Source organism: Bacillus sp. AFS037270, from assembly GCF_002585305.1.
The window spans coordinates 15056-36378 of sequence record NZ_NUNF01000043.1 but is presented as its reverse complement, the minus strand read 5'-3'; the positions used below and the strand labels follow the sequence as shown (position 1 = coordinate 36378).

Sequence of the window (21323 nt, the reverse complement as noted above, 5' to 3'; positions counted from 1 at the left end):
TACGAAAAGAGCCTTTCTAAAAATGGTCCCAATACTTTATTTTACTAAAAAAATGAGTCGGACACAAAGGAAACTCTAAAAAAATAATAGCAAACGATTAGGACTGCAGTGAAAAAATGCAGGTAAACCCTTCTGTTACATAAGAAAAGCGGAAGGCGCCCGTCTATCGGCTCGAGCTGGACAATTCTCGAAGTCAAAGACTTTTATACTTTCCAATCTCATAAAGATAGCCACCAAAAAGATGGTGGCATATTGGTTGTAAGCTTCGTTGATTAGTATGTCCTTACTGGTAAAATAAGCTGCAAAATAGTTTCGTCATGAAGCGGACGAATAACAAATGGACGCATCGCACCAGTAAAGCTTACTTTAATGTCCGTTCCTTCAAATGCCTTTAGGGCATCCATCATATACTTTGCACTAAAAGAAATTTTCAACTCTTCTCCATCAATGGACTGGCTTTGAATTTCCTCTACTACTTTCCCGATTTCCGGTGTATTCGAAGATATTTCAATGGTCCCTTCATCAAAAGTGGACAACTTAACCACATTATTTCTTCCTTCGCGTGCCAAGAGAGAAGCACGATCAATAGCCTGTAGGAATTCTTTTGTATTGACGGTTACCTCGGTTTTACTTTCATTCGGAATTAATCTAGAAGTATCAGGATAGTTACCTTCTAATAATCTTGAGAAAAATAATAAATGCTTTGCTTTAAATAAAATTTGATTTTCTGTAATAACAATATCAATTAATTCATGCGAGTCATCAATAATTTTACTTAATTCATTTAAACTTTTACCAGGAATGACCACATTATAGTTTTCATGATTTTCTGTTTCAATTTTAGCTTTTCTTAATGCAAGACGATGACTATCTGTTGCAATACAGGTTAACTCCTCATTTTCAATCTGCCAGTTTACACCTGTCAAGATGGGGCGTGTTTCTGAGGTGGACACTGCAAAATGTGTTTGACGGATCATCGCTTTTAATAAATCGGTCGCAATATGAAATTTGTTATTCTCTTCAATTTGCGGAAGATGTGGATATTCTTCTGCATCAAGACCGTTTAGGTTAAATTCTGACTTACCAGAGCGAATCACGGTTTGTAACGAGCCTAGGACTTCGATTTCAACTGTATCGGTAGGAAGTTTCTTTACGATTTCACTAAAAAATTTAGCTTGGAGGACAATCGCACCAGTTTGTCTGATTTCAACAATTTCATCTCCAGCAACCTCTTTTGGAATAAACGATTCAATTGATATGTCTGAATCACTTCCGGTTAGAGTAACTCCTTCAGCTGTTGCTGCAATTTTAATCCCCGTTAAGATTGGTATCGTCGTTCTGGATGTGACAGCCTTCATTACATCTTGAACACTTTGAACTAATCGGTCCCGCTGGATGATAAATTTCATGGCATTTAATCCTCCGTTTTATGCATATTTTTATTGCTGTAACATATAATAATATTTTTTAAAAAATTAGTAGAAGTACTAGTAGGGCTTGTTAGTATGTGGATAACTCTAATTATCAATAGAAACACAGCCTATCCACATGTGGACAGACTGTGTATAGATTCTAAGAAGTTATTCACAGTTTGAACAAAAAAATTTATCTATATTTTTAAAAGTTCATGAAGTTCCTTCATTTGTTTTTGCAATGTGGAATCTGTTTGAAGGAGCTTCGAAATTTTTTCATGTGCATGAATGACGGTTGTATGGTCACGACCGCCGAACTCTTCTCCTATTTTTGGCAAGGAGTAATCGGTTAATTCACGTGATAAATACATCGCAATTTGCCGCGGGAATGCTACAGACTTTGTCCGCTTTTTTGCTTTAAAATCCTCTAATTTAATACTAAAATGCTCCCCAACAATCTTTTGAATTTCATGGATGGTTATGACCTTAGGCTTAGAGCTTGGGATAATATCTTTTAATGCTTCTGCAGCAAGATCGGCATTTATATCTTTATTGATTAAAGAAGAGTAGGCCACCACACGAATGAGCGCACCTTCTAGTTCTCGAATATTCGAATCAATTTGATTAGCAATATAAAGCATGACTTCATTAGGAATATCTAAACCTTCTGCCTTCGCCTTTTTCCTGAGAATCGCTATTCTCGTCTCCAGATCAGGAGGAGTGATATCGGTGATCAGCCCCCATTCAAATCGTGAACGCAGGCGGTCCTCAAGCGTTGGAATTTCCCTTGGCGGGCGGTCACTTGAGATAATAATTTGTTTGCTTTCCTCATGCAGGGCATTAAAGGTATGGAAAAATTCTTCCTGGGTTGATTCTTTTCCGGCTAAAAACTGAATATCATCAATAAGTAAGATATCAACATTTCGATATTTATTGCGGAAACTCTCTGCTTTATTGTCACGAATCGAGTTAATGAATTCATTCGTGAACTTTTCAGATGATAGATAAACTACCTTTGCAGCTGGATTATGATCTAAAACATAATGGCCTATCGCGTGCATTAAGTGTGTTTTTCCTAATCCCACACCCCCATAGATAAATAAGGGATTATAAGCTTTTGCTGGTGCTTCTGCTACCGCAAGGGAGGCTGCGTGGGCAAAGCGGTTGCCTGAGCCAATAACAAAAGTATCAAAGGTATACTTCTGATTTAAGATGCCCTGCGGGAATTCGGCATGGTCATCATCCTTTTTCACCTTTTTAGGCGGCAGCTGGACGTCATTTTCTGCATCATTTTGGTTTTGCGGAATGATAAATTTTACAGATAACTCTTCACCAGTTATTTCATAAAGAATTCCTGAGATTAACTGGGAGTATCGCTCCTCAAGCCAGTCGCGCGCAAATTCATTTGGAGCGGTAATCACCAGAAGATTACCTTGAAGGGAATGGGCCTTTGTAGACTTAAGCCAAGTATCAAAGCTAGGCTTGCTTATCTTCTTCTCGATATTTCCCAGCGCTGCATTCCAAAGATCCGCAATATTTTCCAACTAGTATCCCTCCTTCTTAATTTTTATAAAAACCATTTATCTTAACTGACACTCTCTCTATTACTGTCTAACTCCCAAATAACATTTTTCAATCGGCTGATGCCTCAGAAAAATAGATTGTACCGGCAGTACAACCTATTAATTTATAAATATACAAAATAGTGATTGTGGAAAAACTTATAATAAGGAAATAAAGTGGAGTTTCGACAATATCCACCGCTTGTGGACAAGTTTTTACAGAATGCTTGGATAAACTATCCACATGTTATCCACAATTTGTGGATAACCTATTATCTGTGATGAAGTTATTCAGAGTGAAAACACAAATATAATAACAAATAATTGCCTTAGGTGCAATGCTTTTTCGTAGTTTATCCACAAGTGTCACAATATGTGCGCAAAAATTGTCCACAGCCTGAAGGTTTGTGTAAAACCTGTCAATATCGTGTGTGGATAATAAAAATAATGTCGAAAAATTATCCACAGCACCGAAAAGCGGAAGCGATCGTTTAGCGACGTATGGATTGGAACCACTCACGACAGATATAAAGGAAACACGAAGAGCGCTAGCGATTCGATGTTGACTTATCATTAGGAGGAGTGGGCCAATACACTAGTCGCTGGTCGCTGGAGCTAGACAAATTTCTAAGTAGTATGTAGTATGTGAAAGTGTTCAAATCTCTATTAAACGATCGACAACTTATCGATATAATTTCTAGTATGGATAGAACTCATACCGAAAAATATTGGAAATTAGGAATAATCTTTAGAGGGTTGTTGACAATTACAAGTAGACGTCTTTATAATAAGTAAGACTGTCAATTAAGTTTTAACTTGATAGCTATTCCTCAGGGAGGTGTCATATATGAAAAGAACATATCAACCAAATAAACGTAAACATAGTAAAGTTCACGGATTCCGCAGTCGTATGAGCTCAGCAAACGGACGTAAGGTTCTTGCTCGCCGTCGTCAAAAAGGAAGAAAAGTATTATCAGCTTAGGCCACTGAACGTCTCAGTGGTCTTTTTTTCAATTATAGTGGAAGCGCTGTAAACTAGCTTGACCATTAATTATGAAAAATAAGAAAAGCGGAAGCGCCTTGAACAGGGAAAAAAGTAGTTCATTTTTTCCTAGGGGTGCCAGGCATAAGACGAACCTTCTTGACGGATTGGCTTAAGACCTAAAAGCCCCTAGGCGCTGTAGCTAGACAATTCTCAGAGTATAAAATTAGATAAAGGAGTTTTTTTTATGAAAAAAGAATTCCGAATAAAGAAGAATAACGACTTTCAGGCCGCATTTAAGAAGGGCCGATCGTTTGCGAACCGGCAATTTGTAGTCTATTCGTTAGAAAAAGAGGAACAAGATTTTTTTCGCATCGGCTTATCTGTAAGTAAAAAGATTGGAAATGCTGTTACCAGAAATAGAATTAAACGCTATGTGAGACAAGCTGTCTTTGAACTTCAGGAGCAACTAGCGATGGGGAACGACTACGTGATTATTGCTAGAAAACCTGTTGCTGAGATGGACTTTTTTGAAGTGAAGAAAAGTCTTACCCATGTGTTGAAGGTTGGTAAAGTATTGAAGAAAAACTAAATTACTAAGAAAAAGTTAAAATAAACCAGAAGAGTGAAGACATTCTCTTAAAAAAAATGCTAAAATATAATCTGAAGTGCTAAGTTTTCAAAAAAATGCCTTGATTAGTAATAAGAAGAAGTGATTACATATCAAATAATAGTTACTACATAGAGGTAAGGAGGAAATTTTGGTTGAAAAAACGAATATTACTTTCGTTCGGCGTTCTATCTGTATTCTTATTTTTAACTGGCTGCAGTGAAATTAAAAAGCCAATTACATCAGAAAGTACAGGTCTTTGGAATGAATATATTGTCTATCCCTTGTCATGGTTAATAAAAGAAGGTGCACATTTGCTGGGGGGAAGCTATGGTTTATCGCTAATTGTGGTAACCCTTGTCATTCGTCTAGCGATCCTGCCGCTTATGATCAAGCAAACGAGAAGCTCTAAGGCGATGCAGGCTTTGCAGCCGGAGATGAAAGCACTTCGTGAAAAGTATAGCTCTAAAGACCAAAAGACACAGCAAAAGCTCCAGCAGGAAACAATGGCACTTTTTCAAAAGCATGGTGTGAATCCAATGGCCGGCTGTTTCCCGTTAATCGTGCAAATGCCGATTTTAATTGGTTTCTATCATGCTATCTCTAGGACAAGAGAAATTGCCTCAGACAGTTTCCTTTGGTTTGATCTCGGAGAAAAGGATCCTTATTATATCTTGCCAATTATTGCAGGAATTACGACCTTTATCCAGCAAAAAATGATGATGGCAGGACAAGAGCAAAATCCACAAATGGCCATGATGCTCTGGATGATGCCAATTATGATTGTTTTCTTTGCGTTTAGTTTCCCTGCAGCCCTTTCGTTGTATTGGGTTGTCGGAAATATATTTATGATTGTACAAACCTACTTTATCAAAGGACCGGACCTAAAGGCGCAGGCCGCCGGTAATGCGGGAGGAGCAAAAAAGTGAAACAGGTAACTGCTACAGGACAAACTGTCGAAGAAGCAGTAGGATCAGCTTTAGCTCAATTAAATATCACCAAAGACCGCGCAGATGTGGATATAATCGATGAAGGCAAAAAAGGATTCTTCGGTATTTTCGGATCAAGGCCAGCTGTTGTTAAAGTGACCGTGATTTTTGATCCGATCGAAGAGGCAAAGAAATTTTTAACACAAGTTAGCGAACAAATGGGTGCACCGGCGGAAATTGAAATTAAGCGGGACGGTAAACAAGTGACCTTTGTGATGACGGGTGAAAAAATTGCTCTTTTAATTGGAAAAAGAGGTCAAACGCTAAATTCACTTCAATATTTGACACAACTGGTCATTAACCGCTTTTCAAATCAATATTTAACGGTGATTTTGGACGCCGAAGATTATCGGAATCGACGAAGTGAAACACTCATTCAGCTAGCACACCGGCTTGCCAGCAAAGCAATAAAGACGGGAAAAGATGTGGCTTTGGAGCCAATGCCGTCGTATGAGCGAAAAGTCATTCATTCTGCTTTATCTGAAAACAGACGCGTTAAAACACTTTCAGACGGAAATGAACCTCATCGATTTATCGTTATTACTCCAGTGAAGAGATAAGAAATAAAAATTATCGAAGACATTCTACCTTGTAGAGTGTCTTTTTTTGTGCTGTTTTTTAGAATTGTTAGCTGTTGATAACTTTTTATTGTTTTTATCAAAAGAAATGTGCTGATTTCATCTTATTGTTATTCACATGTTGATAAGTTAAAATAATAAAAGGACAATTGGAGATTGTGGATAAGTGGTTAGATGAAGTTTGTTTGCTTTTTTAACAGAAACTGATGTGGTATTCTATTTTTTTGGATATAAAACTGGAACCAATACAATAGATTGAATTTTTAAATGTGAGGTGAAGTAAATGGAATTTGATACAATTGCGGCGATTTCAACTCCGATGGGAGAGGGTGCGATTGCCATTGTGCGCTTGAGTGGTGATGATGCAGTTCGAATAGCGGACAAGCTGTTTAAAGGAATTGGCGGGAAAAAGCTAATCAATGTTCCCAGTCACACCATTCACTACGGGCACTTGCTCGATCCGAAAAGTGGTGAAGTGATCGAAGAGGTTATGATTTCGGTTATGAAGGGGCCAAAAACGTTCACCAAAGAGGATGTAGTCGAGATTAATTGCCATGGAGGAATTGTTTCTGTCAATCGCGTGCTCCAGCAGGTGTTAAAGTATGGAGCAAGATTGGCTGAGCCGGGAGAGTTTACGAAACGTGCCTTTTTAAATGGACGGATTGACTTATCACAGGCAGAGGCCGTAATGGATTTAATCCGGGCAAAAACAGATCGGGCAATGAATGTAGCCCTTGGCCAAATGGAAGGACGACTCTCAAAATTAATTCGAACATTACGCCAGGAAATATTAGAAGTCTTAGCCCATGTGGAAGTAAATATCGATTATCCAGAATATGATGATGTCGAGGAGATGACTCATAAGCTGCTTTTAGAAAAGGCTCATTTTGTGCGGGAAGAAATCCAAAAACTATTGCAAACCTCCGAGCAGGGGAAAATATTACGGGAAGGCTTATCGACCGTTATTGTTGGCCGGCCGAATGTTGGAAAATCTTCTTTATTAAATAGCCTTGTTCATGAAAATAAAGCAATCGTTACCGATATCCCAGGAACGACTCGGGATGTCATTGAAGAATACGTAAATGTTCGTGGAGTCCCACTTCGATTATTAGATACAGCAGGAATTCGGGAAACTGAAGATATTGTTGAACGAATTGGCGTCGAACGTTCCCGTCAAGTTTTAAAAGAAGCTGATCTGATTTTACTTGTGTTGAATTATTCAGACCAACTCACCGAGGAAGATGTGAATCTGTTTGAAGTGGTCAAAGGAATGGATGTTATTGTTATTGTGAACAAAACAGACCTGCCGCAGCAAATTGATATGGAACAGGTTCGTGAGCTTGCTAAAGAGCATAAATTGGTGACCACCTCTTTATTGGAAGACCTTGGTGTCGATGCTCTTGAGGAAGCCATTTCTTCTTTATTTTTCTCAGGGTCTATTGAAGCAGGAGATATGACATATGTTTCAAACACCCGTCATATTGCAGTATTGAATCAAAGTCTTCAAACGATAGAGGATGCAATTGAGGGTGTTGAAATGGGTGTTCCCATTGATATCGTTCAAATTGATATGACTCGAACATGGGAGCTGCTGGGTGAAATTATCGGTGATAGTGTTCATGAAAGCCTGATTGACCAGCTGTTCTCACAATTTTGCTTAGGAAAGTAGAAATCCATATGGGCGTTCGTTTTACTATCGCCTGTTCTGGACAGGATAATTAAAAAAGCGTTAGTCTTCATTCTAGGGTAAGAATGGAGCTAGGAGAAGCAACGTTTCCGTTATGGTACGGAAAAGGAGGAAACACATGCAATACGAAGCAGGAAAATTTGACGTTATTGTCGTTGGTGCTGGGCATGCCGGATGTGAATCAGGGCTGGCTGCAGCAAGACTTGGCGCCAATACATTAATGATTACAATCAACTTAGATATGGTGGCTTTTATGCCATGTAATCCGTCTGTAGGAGGACCGGCAAAGGGAATTGTGGTCCGTGAAATTGACGCTCTCGGCGGGGAAATGGGTAAAAATATTGATAAAACCTATATCCAAATGAGGATGTTAAACACTGGTAAAGGCCCTGCAGTCCGTGCTTTAAGGGCGCAGGCGGATAAATTTGCTTATCAACATGAAATGAAAAAAACACTTGAAGAAGAACCTAATTTAACCCTGCTCCAAGGTATGGTTGAACAATTAATCGTTGAGGATGGGATTGTTCAAGGGGTTATCACAAAAACAGGTGCAATCTACCGCTCCAAAACGGTGGTTATTACAACAGGAACCTATTTACGCGGAGAAATTATCTTAGGTGAATTAAAATATTCAAGCGGTCCAAATAACCAGCAGCCGTCTATTAGGTTATCTGAGCACTTGGAGGAGCTTGGATTTGAATTAGTCCGCTTTAAAACTGGAACTCCGCCAAGGGTAAATAGCAATACCATCGATTATAGCAAGACGGAAATACAACCAGGTGACGAGGTTCCAAGAGCCTTTTCCTATGAGACGACTAAATATATTACCGATCAGCTGCCATGCTGGTTAACTTATACAAATGATCAAACACATCAAATTATTGATAACAATCTGCATCGTTCGCCAATGTTTTCCGGCATGATTAAAGGAACAGGCCCAAGGTACTGTCCATCTATCGAAGATAAAGTGGTTCGTTTTAATGATAAGCCGCGTCATCAAATCTTCCTTGAACCAGAAGGAAGACATACACAAGAGGTCTATGTGCAGGGTATGTCAACGAGCCTTCCTGAAGATGTGCAGATGCAGATACTTAAAACCGTTCCTGGGCTGGAAAATGCTCAAATGATGAGGGCTGGCTATGCCATTGAGTATGATGCTATTGTTCCAACACAGTTATGGCCTACATTAGAAACAAAGGTTGTCAAAAATCTATACACAGCCGGCCAAATTAATGGAACTAGCGGTTATGAAGAAGCCGCGGGTCAGGGTATTATCGCTGGTATAAATGCAGGGTTAAATGCTTTAGGCAAAGAGCAATTAATTTTAAGTCGTTCAGATGCTTATATTGGGGTATTAATTGATGATCTAATCACAAAAGGAACCAATGAACCTTATCGTTTATTGACCTCACGTGCAGAATATCGCCTGTTACTGCGTCATGATAATGCTGACCTGCGTTTGACAGAGATTGGACATAAGATTGGCCTAATCCGTCTTGAACGGTATGAAGCATTTTTAGTTAAGAAAAAAGCGATTGAGGCAGAAAGGGAACGTCTACAGTCGATTATTTTAAAACCATCTGCTGAAGTCCAAGAGTTGATTCGCAGCATTGGCGGCAGTGAGCTTAAAGACGGGATTCGCGCTTCTGACTTATTAAAGCGGCCAGAGATGACGTATGAGTTATTAGAAAAATTAACTAGTAGCGAACTTCCTTTGGATGATGACATCAAAGAACAAGTAGAAATTCAAATTAAATACGAGGGCTATATTGATAAATCATTACAGCAAGTTGAACGGCTTAAGAAAATGGAGAACAAACGAGTTCCTGAAAATATCGATTACGATGCGATTAATGGACTGGCGACAGAAGCAAAACAAAAGCTTAAGAAAATTAAACCTGTTTCCATTGCTCAGGCATCCCGTATTTCCGGCGTTAATCCAGCAGATATTTCCATCCTCCTTGTGTACCTTGAACAAGGGAAAATTGCTAGGGTTTCAAATGAATAAGAAAAGCGAAGACGCCTTGACCAGGGGCGACAGGCATAAGACGAGCCGGCTGGAAGGCTGCCCTATAGCCTTCTTGACGGATTGGCTTATGACCCCGAGCCCCTAGGCGTCGTAGCTAGACAATTCTCAAAGACTAATGAATTTTTTAATGAATAAAGAAAAACATTACTGCGGGGCTCTACATCATAGAGCTCTTGGTGGTTATGTGATAATTAGTGAGGAAGATTAGTTAATGAATATTGAACAATTTACAGCGAACCTTCAGGAGAAGGGGATCTCCCTTTCTGAAAAACAGCTTGACCAGTTTGAAGCCTATTTTACAACCTTGGTTGAGTGGAACGAAAAAATGAACCTTACCGCCATCACTGAAAAGTCTGATGTATATTTAAAGCATTTTTATGACTCAATTACAGCTTCCTTCTATTTTGATTTTTCAAGGCCCTTTCATTTATGTGATGTTGGTGCCGGTGCTGGGTTTCCAAGCATTCCGTTAAAAATTGTTTATCCACATATTGAAGTGACGATTGTAGACTCGTTAAACAAGCGGATATCCTTCTTAAACCATCTTGCAGATGTTTTAAATTTGGAAAATATTCATTTTGTTCATGACCGAGCGGAAACTTTTGGGGTGAATCCTGCTTACCGGGAAACCTTTGATGTCGTGACGGCACGAGCGGTGGCCAGAATGTCTGTATTAAGTGAGTTTTGTTTAGCATTAGCAAAAGTAGGCGGACATTTTCTTGCAATGAAAGCTTTACATGCTAAGGATGAATTAGACTCCGCGCAAAAGGCGATTTCGACTCTAGGCGGCAAGGTTGAAAAGGTCCATACGTTTACGCTGCCAATGGAAGATAGTGAACGAACCATATTGATTATTAAAAAAGAAAAACAGACGCCAAAGAAGTATCCGCGCAAACCGGGTACACCGGGCAAGTCGCCAATTGAATAACCCCAGCTGCTGCAGGTTTTGGCTGGTTTACGTTTAATAGCACATAACAATTTTTACAAAAATAGTATCCCAGGCAGGAAGAAATTATTTGCATATAGAATAAGTAATAGGGAGTTTCTTAAAGGTGGTGTTGGGGATGAAGAGTTCATTTACACGCTTTTTTGGCCTCGGCGAAAAGGGAGAGCAAGAGGTTGAGCAGGAGCTGAATATAGAACGAAGCGAAGAGATCAAGAAAATACCGATTAACCAAATTATTCCGAACCGATTCCAGCCACGGACGGTATTTGATGAAGACAAAATTGAAGAATTGTCTCGTACGATTCATATACATGGTATTATCCAGCCGATTGTCGTCCGAGAATTTGCTGACAATAAATATGAAATTATAGCCGGAGAGCGCCGTTGGCGGGCGATGAAAAAGCTTGGCTGGACAGAAGCTCCGGCAATTGTTAAAAATCTTTCGGATACGGAAACAGCATCTGTAGCCCTCATTGAAAATTTACAACGTGAGGAATTATCTCCGATTGAGGAAGCGATTGCGTACGGTAAACTGCTTGAATTGCACAACTTAACGCAAGAAGCATTAGCACAGCGCCTTGGAAAAGGGCAGTCCACCGTTGCTAATAAGCTGCGTCTTCTTAAATTGCCTCAGCCTGTTCAGGATGCCTTGTTAAGCAAGGTCATTACTGAGCGCCATGCACGTGCCCTCATTCCGCTTAAGGATCCGGAAAAACAAGTGGCCTTATTAGCAGAAGTGATGGAGAGAAATCTAAATGTAAAGCAAACGGAGGAACGTGTTGTCCGCCTGCTTGAACAAAAAAATCAACAGCCAAAGCCGAAGCGTAAGGCTTTTAGTAAAGATATGAGAATTGCCGTTAATACCATCAGGCAATCACTTTCAATGGTATCGGACAGTGGGATTAATTTAGACTCTGAAGAAGAAGAGTTTGATGAATTTTACCAATTTACCATTCGCATTCCAAAGAAAAAGTAAATCAATAGATGACAGAAGAACCAGACAGAGTGATGTTTGGTTCTTCTTTTTATTAATTCTGTGTTTAATTTGACTGTTGATTTATGATCCAGACGCTTCGCTTTCCACGAGATTGAAAAAAATAAGCAGAATTTCCTAATGGAATTTTTTTAGGAAAAAAACCAACTACTATTAAAATCATGGTAAAATAAAGGAATGGGAATTTTACTTTCCTTTCCGATATTGAGATAATTATTACATTCGATAGAACGCTAGATTACTATTTTTTAATTTTAGGGTAGGTGACAACGTGGGGAAAATCCTTTCAATTGCAAACCAAAAAGGTGGAGTCGGGAAAACGACAACCTCTGTCAACCTAGGTGCCTGCTTAGCATACATAGGGAAACGGGTCTTACTAGTAGATATTGATCCGCAGGGAAATGCAACAAGCGGAGTTGGTATTGAAAAGGCTGAAGTGGAACAGTGTATATATGATGTTTTAGTAGATGATGTGGAAGCAAAGGATGTCATTAAAGCAACCTCTGTTGAAAATTTGTATGCGATTCCGGCTACCATTCAACTGGCAGGAGCCGAAATTGAATTGGTCCCAACTATTTCAAGAGAAGTTCGTTTAAAACGTGCTCTTGGGGAAGTGAAGGAACAGTTTGATTATATTATTATCGATTGTCCTCCGTCATTAGGGCTATTAACATTAAATGCATTAACCGCATCGGATGCAGTATTAATCCCGGTTCAATGTGAGTACTATGCATTAGAAGGACTTAGCCAATTATTAAATACGGTCAGACTCGTCCAAAAACATTTAAATCAAGATTTGAAAATTGAGGGCGTGCTATTAACCATGCTCGACGCAAGGACAAATCTTGGGCTTCAAGTCATTGAAGAAGTAAAAAAATACTTCCAAGATAAAGTCTATAAAACCATTATTCCAAGAAATGTACGTCTAAGTGAAGCGCCAAGTCATGGGGAGCCAATCATTACTTATGATGCAAAATCCCGTGGAGCTGAAGTTTATTTAGATTTAGCGAAGGAAGTGGTCACAAATGGCTAAAGGTTTAGGAAAAGGGCTGAATGCTTTTTTTAATGAAGTAAGTAAAGAAGAAACAGTCCAAGAAATTAAGCTAAAGGAACTTCGTCCAAACCCATATCAGCCACGGAAAACCTTCCAGCAAGAAACAATTGATGAATTAAGAGATTCTATTATTGAGCATGGAATTCTGCAGCCGATTGTGGTCCGTAAAAGTATTAGAGGCTATGAAATTGTCGTAGGTGAACGCCGCTTCCGCGCTGCCAAGGAAGCAAAACTCGAAACAATCCCTGCTGTTGTCCGTGAGCTGACTGAGCAGCAAATGATGGAATTAGCCGTCCTTGAAAACCTGCAAAGAGAAGATTTAAATCCAATTGAAGAGGGACAAGCTTATCAAACCTTAATTGAAAAGTTAAAGCTGACACAGGAGGAAGTAGCTAAGCGCTTAGGTAAAAGCCGGCCGCATGTAGCGAATCATATCCGCCTGCTCTCCCTCCCTCCAAAAATTCAGGAACTTATTTCAAGCGGGAGTATTTCAATGGGGCACGGCCGTGCATTACTAGGACTCAGACAAAAAGCAAAGCTTCCTGTTCTAGTAGAAAAGGTAGTCAATGAAGGGCTAAATGTCCGTCAATTAGAAAAAATAATCCAGCAAATAAACGAAAATGTTTCACGTGAAACAAAAAAACCGGAAAAGAAAAAGGATGTATTTGTACAGCAGCATGAGCATTCTCTTCGTGAACGGTTTGGAACAACTGTAAATATCGTCCAAAAGAAAAATAAAGGGAAAATTGAAATTGAATTTTTCTCACAAGCTGATTTAGAGCGGATATTAGAAATGCTTGATCAGGAGGACTCTAATATATAAGTAGACTCGCCACTCGGCGGGTTTTTCTTTGTTAAAAAATCTTCCAATTCATTCATGAACATGATAGGTTATAACTATTATTATTTCGAGAGGCGAAGAAGGGGAAAAGCGCATGTTTTTATTAGGAACACTTGTTAACGGTTTGTTAATTATTATTGGGACTCTTCTCGGTAAATGGTTAAATCGGATACCAGAGGGCATGAAAACGACGGTCATGTATGCGATCGGACTATCGGTTATGGTTTTAGGATTACAAATGGGCTTGAAGAGTGAAAACTTCCTGATCGTTATTATTAGCTTGGTAGTAGGTGCAGTTGCAGGGGAGCTATTAAAATTAGAGGATAAATTAAATGATTTAGGCGGTTGGCTTGAGCGCAGGGTTGGATCTAATGGGGAAGGAAGCATTTCTGAGGGCTTTGTTACGGCAACCTTAATCTTTGTGATTGGGGCAATGGCTATTATAGGTGCACTTGATAGCGGTATTCGCGGCGACCATGATGTATTGTACACAAAATCAATCATCGATGGTTTTACAGCTTTAATCTTAACGACTACGCTTGGAATTGGCGTTATTTTTTCAGCAGTCCCTGTTGTTCTCTATGAGGGATTGATTGCCTTATTTGCTACGCAAATAAATCAATTTGTTCCAAAGGAATTAATGGATCAATTTATTACGGAAATGACCGCAACGGGCGGTGTAATGATTTTTGCCATCGGCTTAAATTTAACTGGCATAGTAAAGATTAAGGTGGCCAATCTCCTTCCAGGTATCGTGGTGACAGGGATTATTGTCACCATCCTCTATAACTATCATCATATTTTATAATAAGAAAAGCGCAAGGCNNGAAAGGTTGTTCTTTAACCTTTTGGACGGATAGCTTGTGATCTCGAGCCGATGGCGCCTGGAGCTGGACAATTCTCGAAGTCAAAAACTTTTATACTTTCTTATCTCATGAAAAGCGCAATCGACTTGATTGCTCTTTTAATTTGTTTTTTCCTCTTCCGTCCAATTTAATTCAGCCCAGTTTTGCTTTGGGTAAAGTTGGCTTGCTTGAACTATTCCAGACGCAATGGTTTTGGCCATTCTCATTACAAGATTTAACCTCGTATTTTGTAAAACAAAGAACTCCATAAAACCGCTGACGTTGACGATGCCGGTGATATGAATATCTCCTACAGCGGGCAGTTCCTTGTTTACCCCTGCTCCTGGTTTGACAGGTCCATTTCCAACTTGGATTACACCGACACTTTTTATCCGCCCTAAGCAGGCATCAATCCCGATTATGTATGGATTGGCATGAGTGGTGTTTATTTCTCTCAGCTTATCAGCAAGATTCACAGCATGGATAGGCTCATCTAAAGTTCCATAGACGTAAAATGATTGGAGCTCTTTCTCCTCAAGGATGCTCCCAACTAGCGGCCCTAATGAGTCCCCTGTGGAGCGGTCCGTCCCAATACATACAAATACAATTGGACGTCTAGTTACACTAGGGATGTTCAGGAGTAATTCATGAGCAAGCTGTTCAGCCGCGTTAGAATCATCATGAACGATGCTTACCTTGCTCCTCCTGTCAAAAAAGCTAGTCTTTAAATTCATTCCGTCCACTCCCTGGCACGTATTTATCCTATTCTTTAAACCGGTGCATGCTTTGGCTGTTTCTACTTTTTATTCAGTATACGGAAAATTTTGAAAATCTATACATCGTGGTGGTAAAAAATGAAAATTCATAATGCTATTAACTAAATCGAATTATTGTTAAAATAAAATGGGTAAAAAGGGTTTAGGAAGGTGAATTATGAGTATTACACAAAGAGGAATACAAAAGCTTATCGATAAATATCAAAATGAAGATACCTGGTTGAATATAGGCGAAGGCTTGCTTAAAATAATTGTAATCATGTTGATTGCTAATATACTAATCCGAATTGGAAAATTGGCAATTCATAATATTTTTAAAATTAGAAACCTCTCCCCATTGAACACATCAGAACGCAGGGAAGCTACACTATCTAAGCTGCTTGATAATATTCTGACATACGTCGTTTATTTTATTGCCTTTATGATGATCCTCTCGGTGCTCGGAATCGATGTGAAGGCGTTAATTGCCGGTGCTGGAGTAGTTGGCTTAGCTGTTGGATTTGGTGCACAGAGTTTGGTGAAGGATGTGATCTCCGGCTTTTTCATTATTTTTGAAGATCAATTTTCTGTTGGCGACCATGTTCGAATCGGACAGTTTGAAGGCAATGTTCAAGCGATTGGATTAAGAACGACAAAATTAAAAAGCTGGACCGGAGAAGTTCATATTTTACCTAATGGAAACATTATGGAAGTAACAAACTTTTCAATTAATAACAGTTTAGCGATAATAGATGTAGGAATCGCTTATGAAGAGGATCTAGATAAGGCTGAAATGGTTATTAGGGAACTACTTCAAAAAATGCCGGAAAGATATGAAGAATTAGTTAGGGAACCTGATTTTCTAGGTATTCAAAACTTCAGTCCTTCTGAAGTGACATTGAGAATTGTTGCAGAAACACTGCCAATGCAGCATGCCGCTGTAGCAAGGAAAATGCGCAAAGATATTAAACTCTCTTTAGATGAGCATGGAATTGAAATCCCATATCCACGAATGGTTATGTATTCGAAGGATAATGGTAACATAAAAGAACCAAGTGTATAAGGGGGATTAACAGATGGAGGAAAAAGAATTTGCCCTGAACGACGTTGTTGAAATGAAAAAACAACATCCATGCGGAACCAATCGCTGGAAGATTATTCGGATGGGAATGGATGTCCGGATTAAATGTGAGGGCTGCGGTCATAGTGTTTTGATCCCAAGAAGAGAATTTTCAAGGAAAATGAAAAAGATTTTAGTCAAGCATGAAGGATAATTTTTCATGCTTCTTTTTTTATTCAGCTCTATTTTGGTAGTTAATAAATGAGAAATGGTAAGACGGGGGTGGAATTGATGGCAGAATTACGTAAAGCTGCGTGTCCATTAAATTGCTGGGATAGCTGCGGCTTTCATGTAACGATCGACGATGGCAAAGTTGTCAAAGTGGAGGGTGACGAGACACATCCGATCACTAGAGGTAAAATTTGCGGGCGCGGCCGGATGCTGGAGAAGAGAACCAATTCTGAGCAGCGTCTATTATACCCGTTAAAAAAGATAAACGGGGAATTTGTACAAATTTCTTGGGAACAGGCGCTTGATGAAATAGCAGTGAAGTTACGAGAAATAAAACAAACGGTTGGGACGACTGCTGTACTGCATAGCCATGACTATGCCAATAATGGAATCTTAAAAAATCTAGACCAGCGCTTTTTTAATTGTTATGGCGGGGTAACGCAAGTTTATGGATCTCTCTGCTGGGGAGCAGGAATTGAAGCCCAAAAGTGGGATTTTGGCAATGCTTACAGCCATGAACCCAATGATATTGTTAATAGCAAAAACATAATTATTTGGGGGCGAAATGTTGCCAGAACCAATATGCATTTATATGAAAGATTGCTAGAGGCAAAGAAACAAGGAATTAAGGTTTTTGTGATTGACCCGCTCTATAATGCCACTGCCAAGCAAGCAGATCAATTTATAACCGTAAAACCGGGGATGGATGGATTATTGGCAGCAGGAATGATGAAGGAAATTCTCCGGCTTGGCTTAGAGGACCGGGATTTTATTGAGCAATTCACACATGGATTCGCAGACTTAGTGAGCCTGCTTGATAGTATTACCTTAGAAAAGATCAGTGAAATGACGGAAGTTTCATCTGAGGTTATCACCCAATTAGCTCTTGTGTATAGTGACAGACCAACCGCCACTTATATGGGATTAGGAATGCAGCGGTATGAAAATGGTGGAAATACCATTCGTTTGATTGATGCTCTTGCAGCTATTAGTGGAAATATTGGCATTCCAGGAGGAGGAGCCAATTATGCCAATCTCCAGGTCGGTCAAAGTTTCGCTTTTAATGAGTTAACCCTCCCTCATCGTAAACAAGACAGTCGCCAATTTTCTATTATGAAACAGGCGGAAGAGACCTTAAAGGCTTCTGGCCCGGCTATCGAAATGATTGTGGTGACATGTGGAAATCCACTCACTCAGGTCCCGGATAGCGTTGTAGTTGAAAAGGCGTTCTCTTCCGTGCCAACTGTTGTGGTGTTAGAGCAATTTATGACGGATACGGCTTTATTAGCTGATTACGTTTTGCCGACGACAACTGCTTTTGAAGAAGAAGACTTTTATTATTCTTCTATGTATCATCATTATGTAAATTATGGTCCAAAACTTGTTTCAGCCCCTGGAGAAGCGAAATCTGATTTGTGGATTTGGACACAGCTGGCAGCAAGACTTGGATTCGGTGCGGATTTTGCTTATACGCGAGATGAATGGTTAAGGATGACCTTAAAGCCGCTGGAAGATTCGGGCATTACTCTTGAAAAATTAAAAGAGCAGCACACGATGGAACTGCCAGTTGAAAAGGTGCCATGGCATAATCGTAAATTCCAAACCCCAACAGGAAAATTTGAATTCACTTCACTTTTGGGTCAGTCAAAGGGTAAGAACGGATTGTTAGCGTTAGCCGTTCCTGATGAATCAAAATGGAACAATCCTTTGCTTGCTGAAACCTATCCTTATCAACTGCTGACCATCCATCCATTGCGTTCGAACCATTCGCAGAATTATCATCTTTTAGGTGACAGCCTCAAGCTTAAAGTAGAGATTGCCCCTAATATTGCAGAAGATCAGGGACTTTTAAACGGTGATTATGTAAGGGTGTGGAATGACCGCGGTGAAGTGAGGGGATATATTTCAATATTGGTGAAGGCACATCCTAACACGATTAATATTGATGAAGGTATTTGGAAGAGATTTGGCGGCTCTGTTAATCAACTGACCTCAAGCCGGGAATCAGATAATGGCCTTGGGAGTACACTTTATGATTGTCTTGTAAACCTTGAAAAAATTGAAACAAACTAACTGCCACATAAAAGCGGCAGTTGTATTTTTTAGGACAGTTGCCTTATAATTGTGAGAGGCTTTTTAATATAAAAGAACTTATTTTTATATAGATGATTATTAGGAGTGAACGTGAATGGCTTTAACAGCTGGTATTGTGGGTTTGCCGAACGTTGGTAAGTCGACATTATTTAACGCAATAACACAAGCAGGAGCGGAATCAGCGAATTACCCCTTCTGTACGATTGATCCGAACGTAGGGATTGTTGAAGTACCTGACCATCGCCTGCAAAAATTAACTGAACTTGTGCAGCCAAAAAAGACGGTCCCAACGGCATTTGAATTTACCGATATTGCCGGGATTGTTAAGGGTGCTAGTAAAGGTGAAGGACTCGGAAACAAGTTCCTTTCACATATTCGTCAAGTAGATGCGATTTGTCAGGTAGTCCGTTGTTTTGCCGATGAAAACATTACCCATGTATCAGGGAAGGTCGACCCAATTGATGATATAGAAACCATCAACCTTGAGTTGATTCTTGCTGATATGGAATCAGTGGAAAAGCGAATTAGCCGTGTAGAAAAATTGGCTAAGCAAAAAGATAAGGATGCAGCTGCTGAATTTGAGGTTCTTTCAATGCTGCGCGATGCTTTTGAAGCAGAGAAACCCGCTCGTACAGTTGATTTTACGGATGAACAAATGAAATTAGTAAAAGGACTCCATCTTTTAACGATTAAGCCTGTTCTGTATGTGGCTAATGTAAGTGAAGATGATATTGTGGATCCATCTGGTAATGAATATGTTCAAAAAGTTCGCGAATTTGCTGCTGCTGATAATGCGGAAGTTATTGTGATTTGTGCGAAAATTGAAGAGGAAATTGCTGAACTTGAAGGTGAAGAAAAGGCGATGTTCCTTTCAGAACTTGGCATTGAGGAATCCGGTTTAGACCAATTAATTCGTGCTGCCTACAGCCTGCTTGGATTAGCTACTTACTTCACAGCAGGTGTACAAGAAGTCCGTGCCTGGACTTTCAGAAAAGGGATGAAGGCTCCACAATGTGCCGGTGTTATTCACTCTGATTTTGAACGCGGATTTATCCGTGCGGAAACTGTATCTTTTGATGACTTATTGGCTGCAGGCAGCCATAATGCGGCAAAGGAAGCAGGAAAGGTCCGCTTAGAAGGTAAGGATTATGAAGTAAAAGACGGCGATGTTATCCATTTCCGTTTTAACGTATAGTATTGACGTGGCTCTGCTTGATTGCGGAGCCTCTTTTATAACGCTTTTTTATGAATAAAAATGGCAGAACGGTGAAGGACATTGCATTTTGATTTCTTCTGTGCTATAATTTCAACTTGTGAGTAATTAAATAATTGCTCCTTGCCCATTATTGGGCCGTTTAGACCAAAAGGAGGTGACTGTGATGAATAAGTACGAAATCATGTACATCATCCGCCCAAATATTGAAGATGAAGCAAAGAAGGCTCTTGTTGAGCGTTTTAACACAATTCTTCTTGAAAACGGTGCGGAAACTGCTGAAACAAAAGATTGGGGTAAGCGCCGTCTAGCATACGAAATCAACGATTTCCGTGACGGATACTACGAAATCGCTAAAACTACATCTTCAGCTGCTGCAGTACAAGAATTTTCTCGTCTTGCAAAGATCAGCGAAGATATCATTCGCCATATCGTAATTAAAGAAGAAGCATAAGAATTATATATATCTTGGCAAAATGTTTCATGTGGAACATTTTACCGAAAGAAAAGGAGTTGATTCTGATGATGAATCGTGTCGTTCTTGTTGGTCGTTTAACAAAAGATCCTGATTTGCGTTATACGCCAAATGGGGTTCCTGTTGCTACTTTTACTTTAGCCGTTAATCGCCCATTTTCTAGTCAGTCAGGTGAGCGTGAAGCAGACTTTATTAACTGTGTTGTTTGGCGTAAACCTGCTGAGAATGTGGCAAACTTCCTAAAAAAAGGCAGCCTTGCAGGTGTTGATGGCCGTATTCAAACGCGCAACTATGAAGGACAAGATGGTAAACGTGTTTACGTTACAGAGGTTCAAGCGGAAAGTGTTCAATTTCTGGAGCCTAAGTCGTCTTCTGGTGGTGGCGGAAGAAGTAACAACAACGATTATTATGGTGCTCCTCCTATGGAACCACAACAAGGTAATTCATATGGCAGCGGCAATCAGAATCAACGTCCAAACCAAAATCAAAACAAAGGGTTTACTCGCATGGATGAAGATCCATTTGCAGGAACTGGTCAAATTGACATCTCTGATGACGATCTTCCATTCTAAAAGTAACCTTTTGAACGTTATCATATAAAAAATAAAGGAGGGAATTTTCATGGCAGGAGGACGTAAAGGCGGTCGCGCAAAGCGTCGTAAAGTGTGCTATTTCACAGCAAATGGTATCACTCGCATCGATTACAAAGATGTAGATTTACTTAAAAAATTCATCTCTGAGCGTGGAAAAATTTTACCACGTCGTGTAACTGGTACTAGCGCTAAATACCAACGTAAACTAACAGTTGCAATCAAACGTGCACGTCAAATGGCATTACTACCATTCGTAGCTGGTGAATAATAAAGTAAAGCTAAAAAGACAGTAAGGACATCCTTACTGTCTTTTTCTTTTATCAAAAGTTGTATCAAAACAAGTAAGTGGCTAAAATAAAGAAATAGATGTAAT

At 39.6% G+C, this 21323-nt stretch carries 21 protein-coding genes; 18 read left to right on the top strand and 3 right to left on the bottom strand.

The genetic code is table 11. The features are described 5' to 3' along the window. Positions 1-272 precede the first annotated feature (272 nt). Positions 273-1409, bottom strand: a complete 1137-nt coding sequence (dnaN, locus tag COD92_RS21105; RefSeq protein ID WP_098530204.1) for a DNA polymerase III subunit beta — start codon at positions 1407-1409, stop codon at positions 273-275. A 200-nt stretch (positions 1410-1609) separates the two neighbouring features. Then, a complete protein-coding gene (dnaA, locus tag COD92_RS21100) occupies positions 1610-2956 on the bottom strand; it encodes a chromosomal replication initiator protein DnaA (protein ID WP_098530205.1) in 1347 nt (448 codons plus the stop codon). Between the two features lie 865 nt (positions 2957-3821). On the opposite strand from dnaA, the gene rpmH reads away from it, so the two are divergent. The 11 genes from rpmH to COD92_RS21045 all read left to right on the top strand — a co-directional run bounded on the left by rpmH (position 3822) and on the right by COD92_RS21045 (position 14492). Then, entirely contained in the window at positions 3822-3956 is a 135-nt protein-coding gene (gene rpmH, locus COD92_RS21095; protein ID WP_063255153.1) for a 50S ribosomal protein L34, read from the top strand. Between the two features lie 247 nt (positions 3957-4203). Next, positions 4204-4548: a ribonuclease P protein component gene (rnpA, locus tag COD92_RS21090; RefSeq protein ID WP_098530206.1), complete on the top strand. Its 345-nt coding sequence runs from the start codon at positions 4204-4206 to the stop codon at positions 4546-4548. 173 nt (positions 4549-4721) lie between these two features. After that, positions 4722-5495 carry a YidC family membrane integrase SpoIIIJ gene (gene spoIIIJ / locus COD92_RS21085; RefSeq protein WP_098530207.1) on the top strand — a complete coding sequence of 258 codons (774 nt, stop codon included), beginning with the start codon at positions 4722-4724 and terminating at the stop codon, positions 5493-5495. Beyond that, the gene (gene jag / locus COD92_RS21080; RefSeq protein ID WP_098530208.1) at positions 5492-6115 is read left to right on the top strand and encodes an RNA-binding cell elongation regulator Jag/EloR; all 624 of its coding nucleotides are present in this window, start codon (positions 5492-5494) and stop codon (positions 6113-6115) included. The genes spoIIIJ and jag overlap by 4 nt, the downstream gene beginning before the upstream one ends. Before the next feature lie 301 nt (positions 6116-6416). Further along, entirely contained in the window at positions 6417-7802 is a 1386-nt protein-coding gene (gene mnmE / locus COD92_RS21075) for a tRNA uridine-5-carboxymethylaminomethyl(34) synthesis GTPase MnmE (RefSeq protein WP_098996501.1), read from the top strand. A 136-nt stretch (positions 7803-7938) separates the two neighbouring features. Next, entirely contained in the window at positions 7939-9828 is a 1890-nt protein-coding gene (gene mnmG / locus COD92_RS21070) for a tRNA uridine-5-carboxymethylaminomethyl(34) synthesis enzyme MnmG (RefSeq protein ID WP_098530210.1), read from the top strand. 232 nt (positions 9829-10060) lie between these two features. After that, positions 10061-10777 carry a 16S rRNA (guanine(527)-N(7))-methyltransferase RsmG gene (rsmG, locus tag COD92_RS21065; protein WP_098996500.1) on the top strand — a complete coding sequence of 239 codons (717 nt, stop codon included), beginning with the start codon at positions 10061-10063 and terminating at the stop codon, positions 10775-10777. A gap of 136 nt (positions 10778-10913) precedes the next feature. Then, complete coding sequence (gene noc, locus COD92_RS21060; RefSeq protein ID WP_098530212.1) at positions 10914-11771, top strand: nucleoid occlusion protein; 858 nt, start codon at positions 10914-10916, stop codon at positions 11769-11771. 289 nt (positions 11772-12060) lie between these two features. Continuing rightward, the gene (locus COD92_RS21055) at positions 12061-12822 is read left to right on the top strand and encodes a ParA family protein (RefSeq protein WP_098530213.1); all 762 of its coding nucleotides are present in this window, start codon (positions 12061-12063) and stop codon (positions 12820-12822) included. Further along, positions 12815-13666 carry a ParB/RepB/Spo0J family partition protein gene (locus COD92_RS21050; protein ID WP_098530214.1) on the top strand — a complete coding sequence of 284 codons (852 nt, stop codon included), beginning with the start codon at positions 12815-12817 and terminating at the stop codon, positions 13664-13666. Before COD92_RS21055 ends, COD92_RS21050 begins: the two co-directional genes overlap by 8 nt. 112 nt (positions 13667-13778) lie before the next feature. Further along, complete coding sequence (locus tag COD92_RS21045) at positions 13779-14492, top strand: DUF554 domain-containing protein (protein ID WP_098530215.1); 714 nt, start codon at positions 13779-13781, stop codon at positions 14490-14492. Positions 14493-14648: 156 nt separating this feature from the next. Here the strand turns inward: COD92_RS21045 and yyaC are convergent, their stop codons facing one another. Continuing rightward, entirely contained in the window at positions 14649-15263 is a 615-nt protein-coding gene (gene yyaC, locus COD92_RS21040; protein WP_098530216.1) for a spore protease YyaC, read from the bottom strand. Positions 15264-15462: 199 nt separating this feature from the next. Between yyaC and COD92_RS21035 the strand changes: the two genes are divergently transcribed. The 7 genes from COD92_RS21035 to rpsR all read left to right on the top strand — a co-directional run bounded on the left by COD92_RS21035 (position 15463) and on the right by rpsR (position 21218). After that, complete coding sequence (locus tag COD92_RS21035) at positions 15463-16347, top strand: mechanosensitive ion channel family protein (protein ID WP_098530217.1); 885 nt, start codon at positions 15463-15465, stop codon at positions 16345-16347. A gap of 13 nt (positions 16348-16360) precedes the next feature. Continuing rightward, entirely contained in the window at positions 16361-16558 is a 198-nt protein-coding gene (locus tag COD92_RS21030; protein ID WP_098530218.1) for a DUF951 domain-containing protein, read from the top strand. 77 nt (positions 16559-16635) lie between these two features. After that, positions 16636-18648 carry a molybdopterin-dependent oxidoreductase gene (locus COD92_RS21025; RefSeq protein WP_098530219.1) on the top strand — a complete coding sequence of 671 codons (2013 nt, stop codon included), beginning with the start codon at positions 16636-16638 and terminating at the stop codon, positions 18646-18648. Positions 18649-18763: 115 nt separating this feature from the next. Then, a complete protein-coding gene (gene ychF / locus COD92_RS21020) occupies positions 18764-19864 on the top strand; it encodes a redox-regulated ATPase YchF (RefSeq protein ID WP_098530220.1) in 1101 nt (366 codons plus the stop codon). Positions 19865-20048: 184 nt separating this feature from the next. After that, positions 20049-20336 (top strand): 30S ribosomal protein S6, encoded by a 288-nt coding sequence (rpsF, locus tag COD92_RS21015; protein ID WP_098530221.1) that lies wholly within the window; start codon positions 20049-20051, stop codon positions 20334-20336. Positions 20337-20404: 68 nt separating this feature from the next. After that, entirely contained in the window at positions 20405-20929 is a 525-nt protein-coding gene (ssb, locus tag COD92_RS21010; RefSeq protein WP_098530222.1) for a single-stranded DNA-binding protein, read from the top strand. 49 nt (positions 20930-20978) lie between these two features. Further along, on the top strand, positions 20979-21218 hold the full coding sequence (rpsR, locus tag COD92_RS21005) for a 30S ribosomal protein S18 (protein ID WP_007088219.1): 240 nt from the start codon (positions 20979-20981) through the stop codon (positions 21216-21218). Positions 21219-21323: the final 105 nt, after the last annotated feature.

What these genes read in the sequence shown, in the direction of transcription:
- COD92_RS21030 (WP_098530218.1), top strand. Translation starts at nt 16,361, where the DNA reads ATGGAGGAAAAAGAATTTGCCCTGAACGACGTTGTTGAAATGAAAAAA.
- ssb (WP_098530222.1), top strand. Translation starts at nt 20,405, where the DNA reads ATGATGAATCGTGTCGTTCTTGTTGGTCGTTTAACAAAAGATCCTGAT.
- mnmE (WP_098996501.1), top strand. Translation starts at nt 6,417, where the DNA reads ATGGAATTTGATACAATTGCGGCGATTTCAACTCCGATGGGAGAGGGT.
- mnmG (WP_098530210.1), top strand. Translation starts at nt 7,939, where the DNA reads ATGCAATACGAAGCAGGAAAATTTGACGTTATTGTCGTTGGTGCTGGG.
- rnpA (WP_098530206.1), top strand. Translation starts at nt 4,204, where the DNA reads ATGAAAAAAGAATTCCGAATAAAGAAGAATAACGACTTTCAGGCCGCA.
- COD92_RS21025 (WP_098530219.1), top strand. Translation starts at nt 16,636, where the DNA reads ATGGCAGAATTACGTAAAGCTGCGTGTCCATTAAATTGCTGGGATAGC.
- rpmH (WP_063255153.1), top strand. Translation starts at nt 3,822, where the DNA reads ATGAAAAGAACATATCAACCAAATAAACGTAAACATAGTAAAGTTCAC.
- yyaC (WP_098530216.1), bottom strand. Translation starts at nt 15,263, where the DNA reads ATGAATTTAAAGACTAGCTTTTTTGACAGGAGGAGCAAGGTAAGCATC.
- COD92_RS21050 (WP_098530214.1), top strand. Translation starts at nt 12,815, where the DNA reads ATGGCTAAAGGTTTAGGAAAAGGGCTGAATGCTTTTTTTAATGAAGTA.
- ychF (WP_098530220.1), top strand. Translation starts at nt 18,764, where the DNA reads ATGGCTTTAACAGCTGGTATTGTGGGTTTGCCGAACGTTGGTAAGTCG.
- COD92_RS21035 (WP_098530217.1), top strand. Translation starts at nt 15,463, where the DNA reads ATGAGTATTACACAAAGAGGAATACAAAAGCTTATCGATAAATATCAA.
- rpsF (WP_098530221.1), top strand. Translation starts at nt 20,049, where the DNA reads ATGAATAAGTACGAAATCATGTACATCATCCGCCCAAATATTGAAGAT.
- rpsR (WP_007088219.1), top strand. Translation starts at nt 20,979, where the DNA reads ATGGCAGGAGGACGTAAAGGCGGTCGCGCAAAGCGTCGTAAAGTGTGC.
- COD92_RS21045 (WP_098530215.1), top strand. Translation starts at nt 13,779, where the DNA reads ATGTTTTTATTAGGAACACTTGTTAACGGTTTGTTAATTATTATTGGG.
- dnaN (WP_098530204.1), bottom strand. Translation starts at nt 1,409, where the DNA reads ATGAAATTTATCATCCAGCGGGACCGATTAGTTCAAAGTGTTCAAGAT.
- rsmG (WP_098996500.1), top strand. Translation starts at nt 10,061, where the DNA reads ATGAATATTGAACAATTTACAGCGAACCTTCAGGAGAAGGGGATCTCC.
- noc (WP_098530212.1), top strand. Translation starts at nt 10,914, where the DNA reads ATGAAGAGTTCATTTACACGCTTTTTTGGCCTCGGCGAAAAGGGAGAG.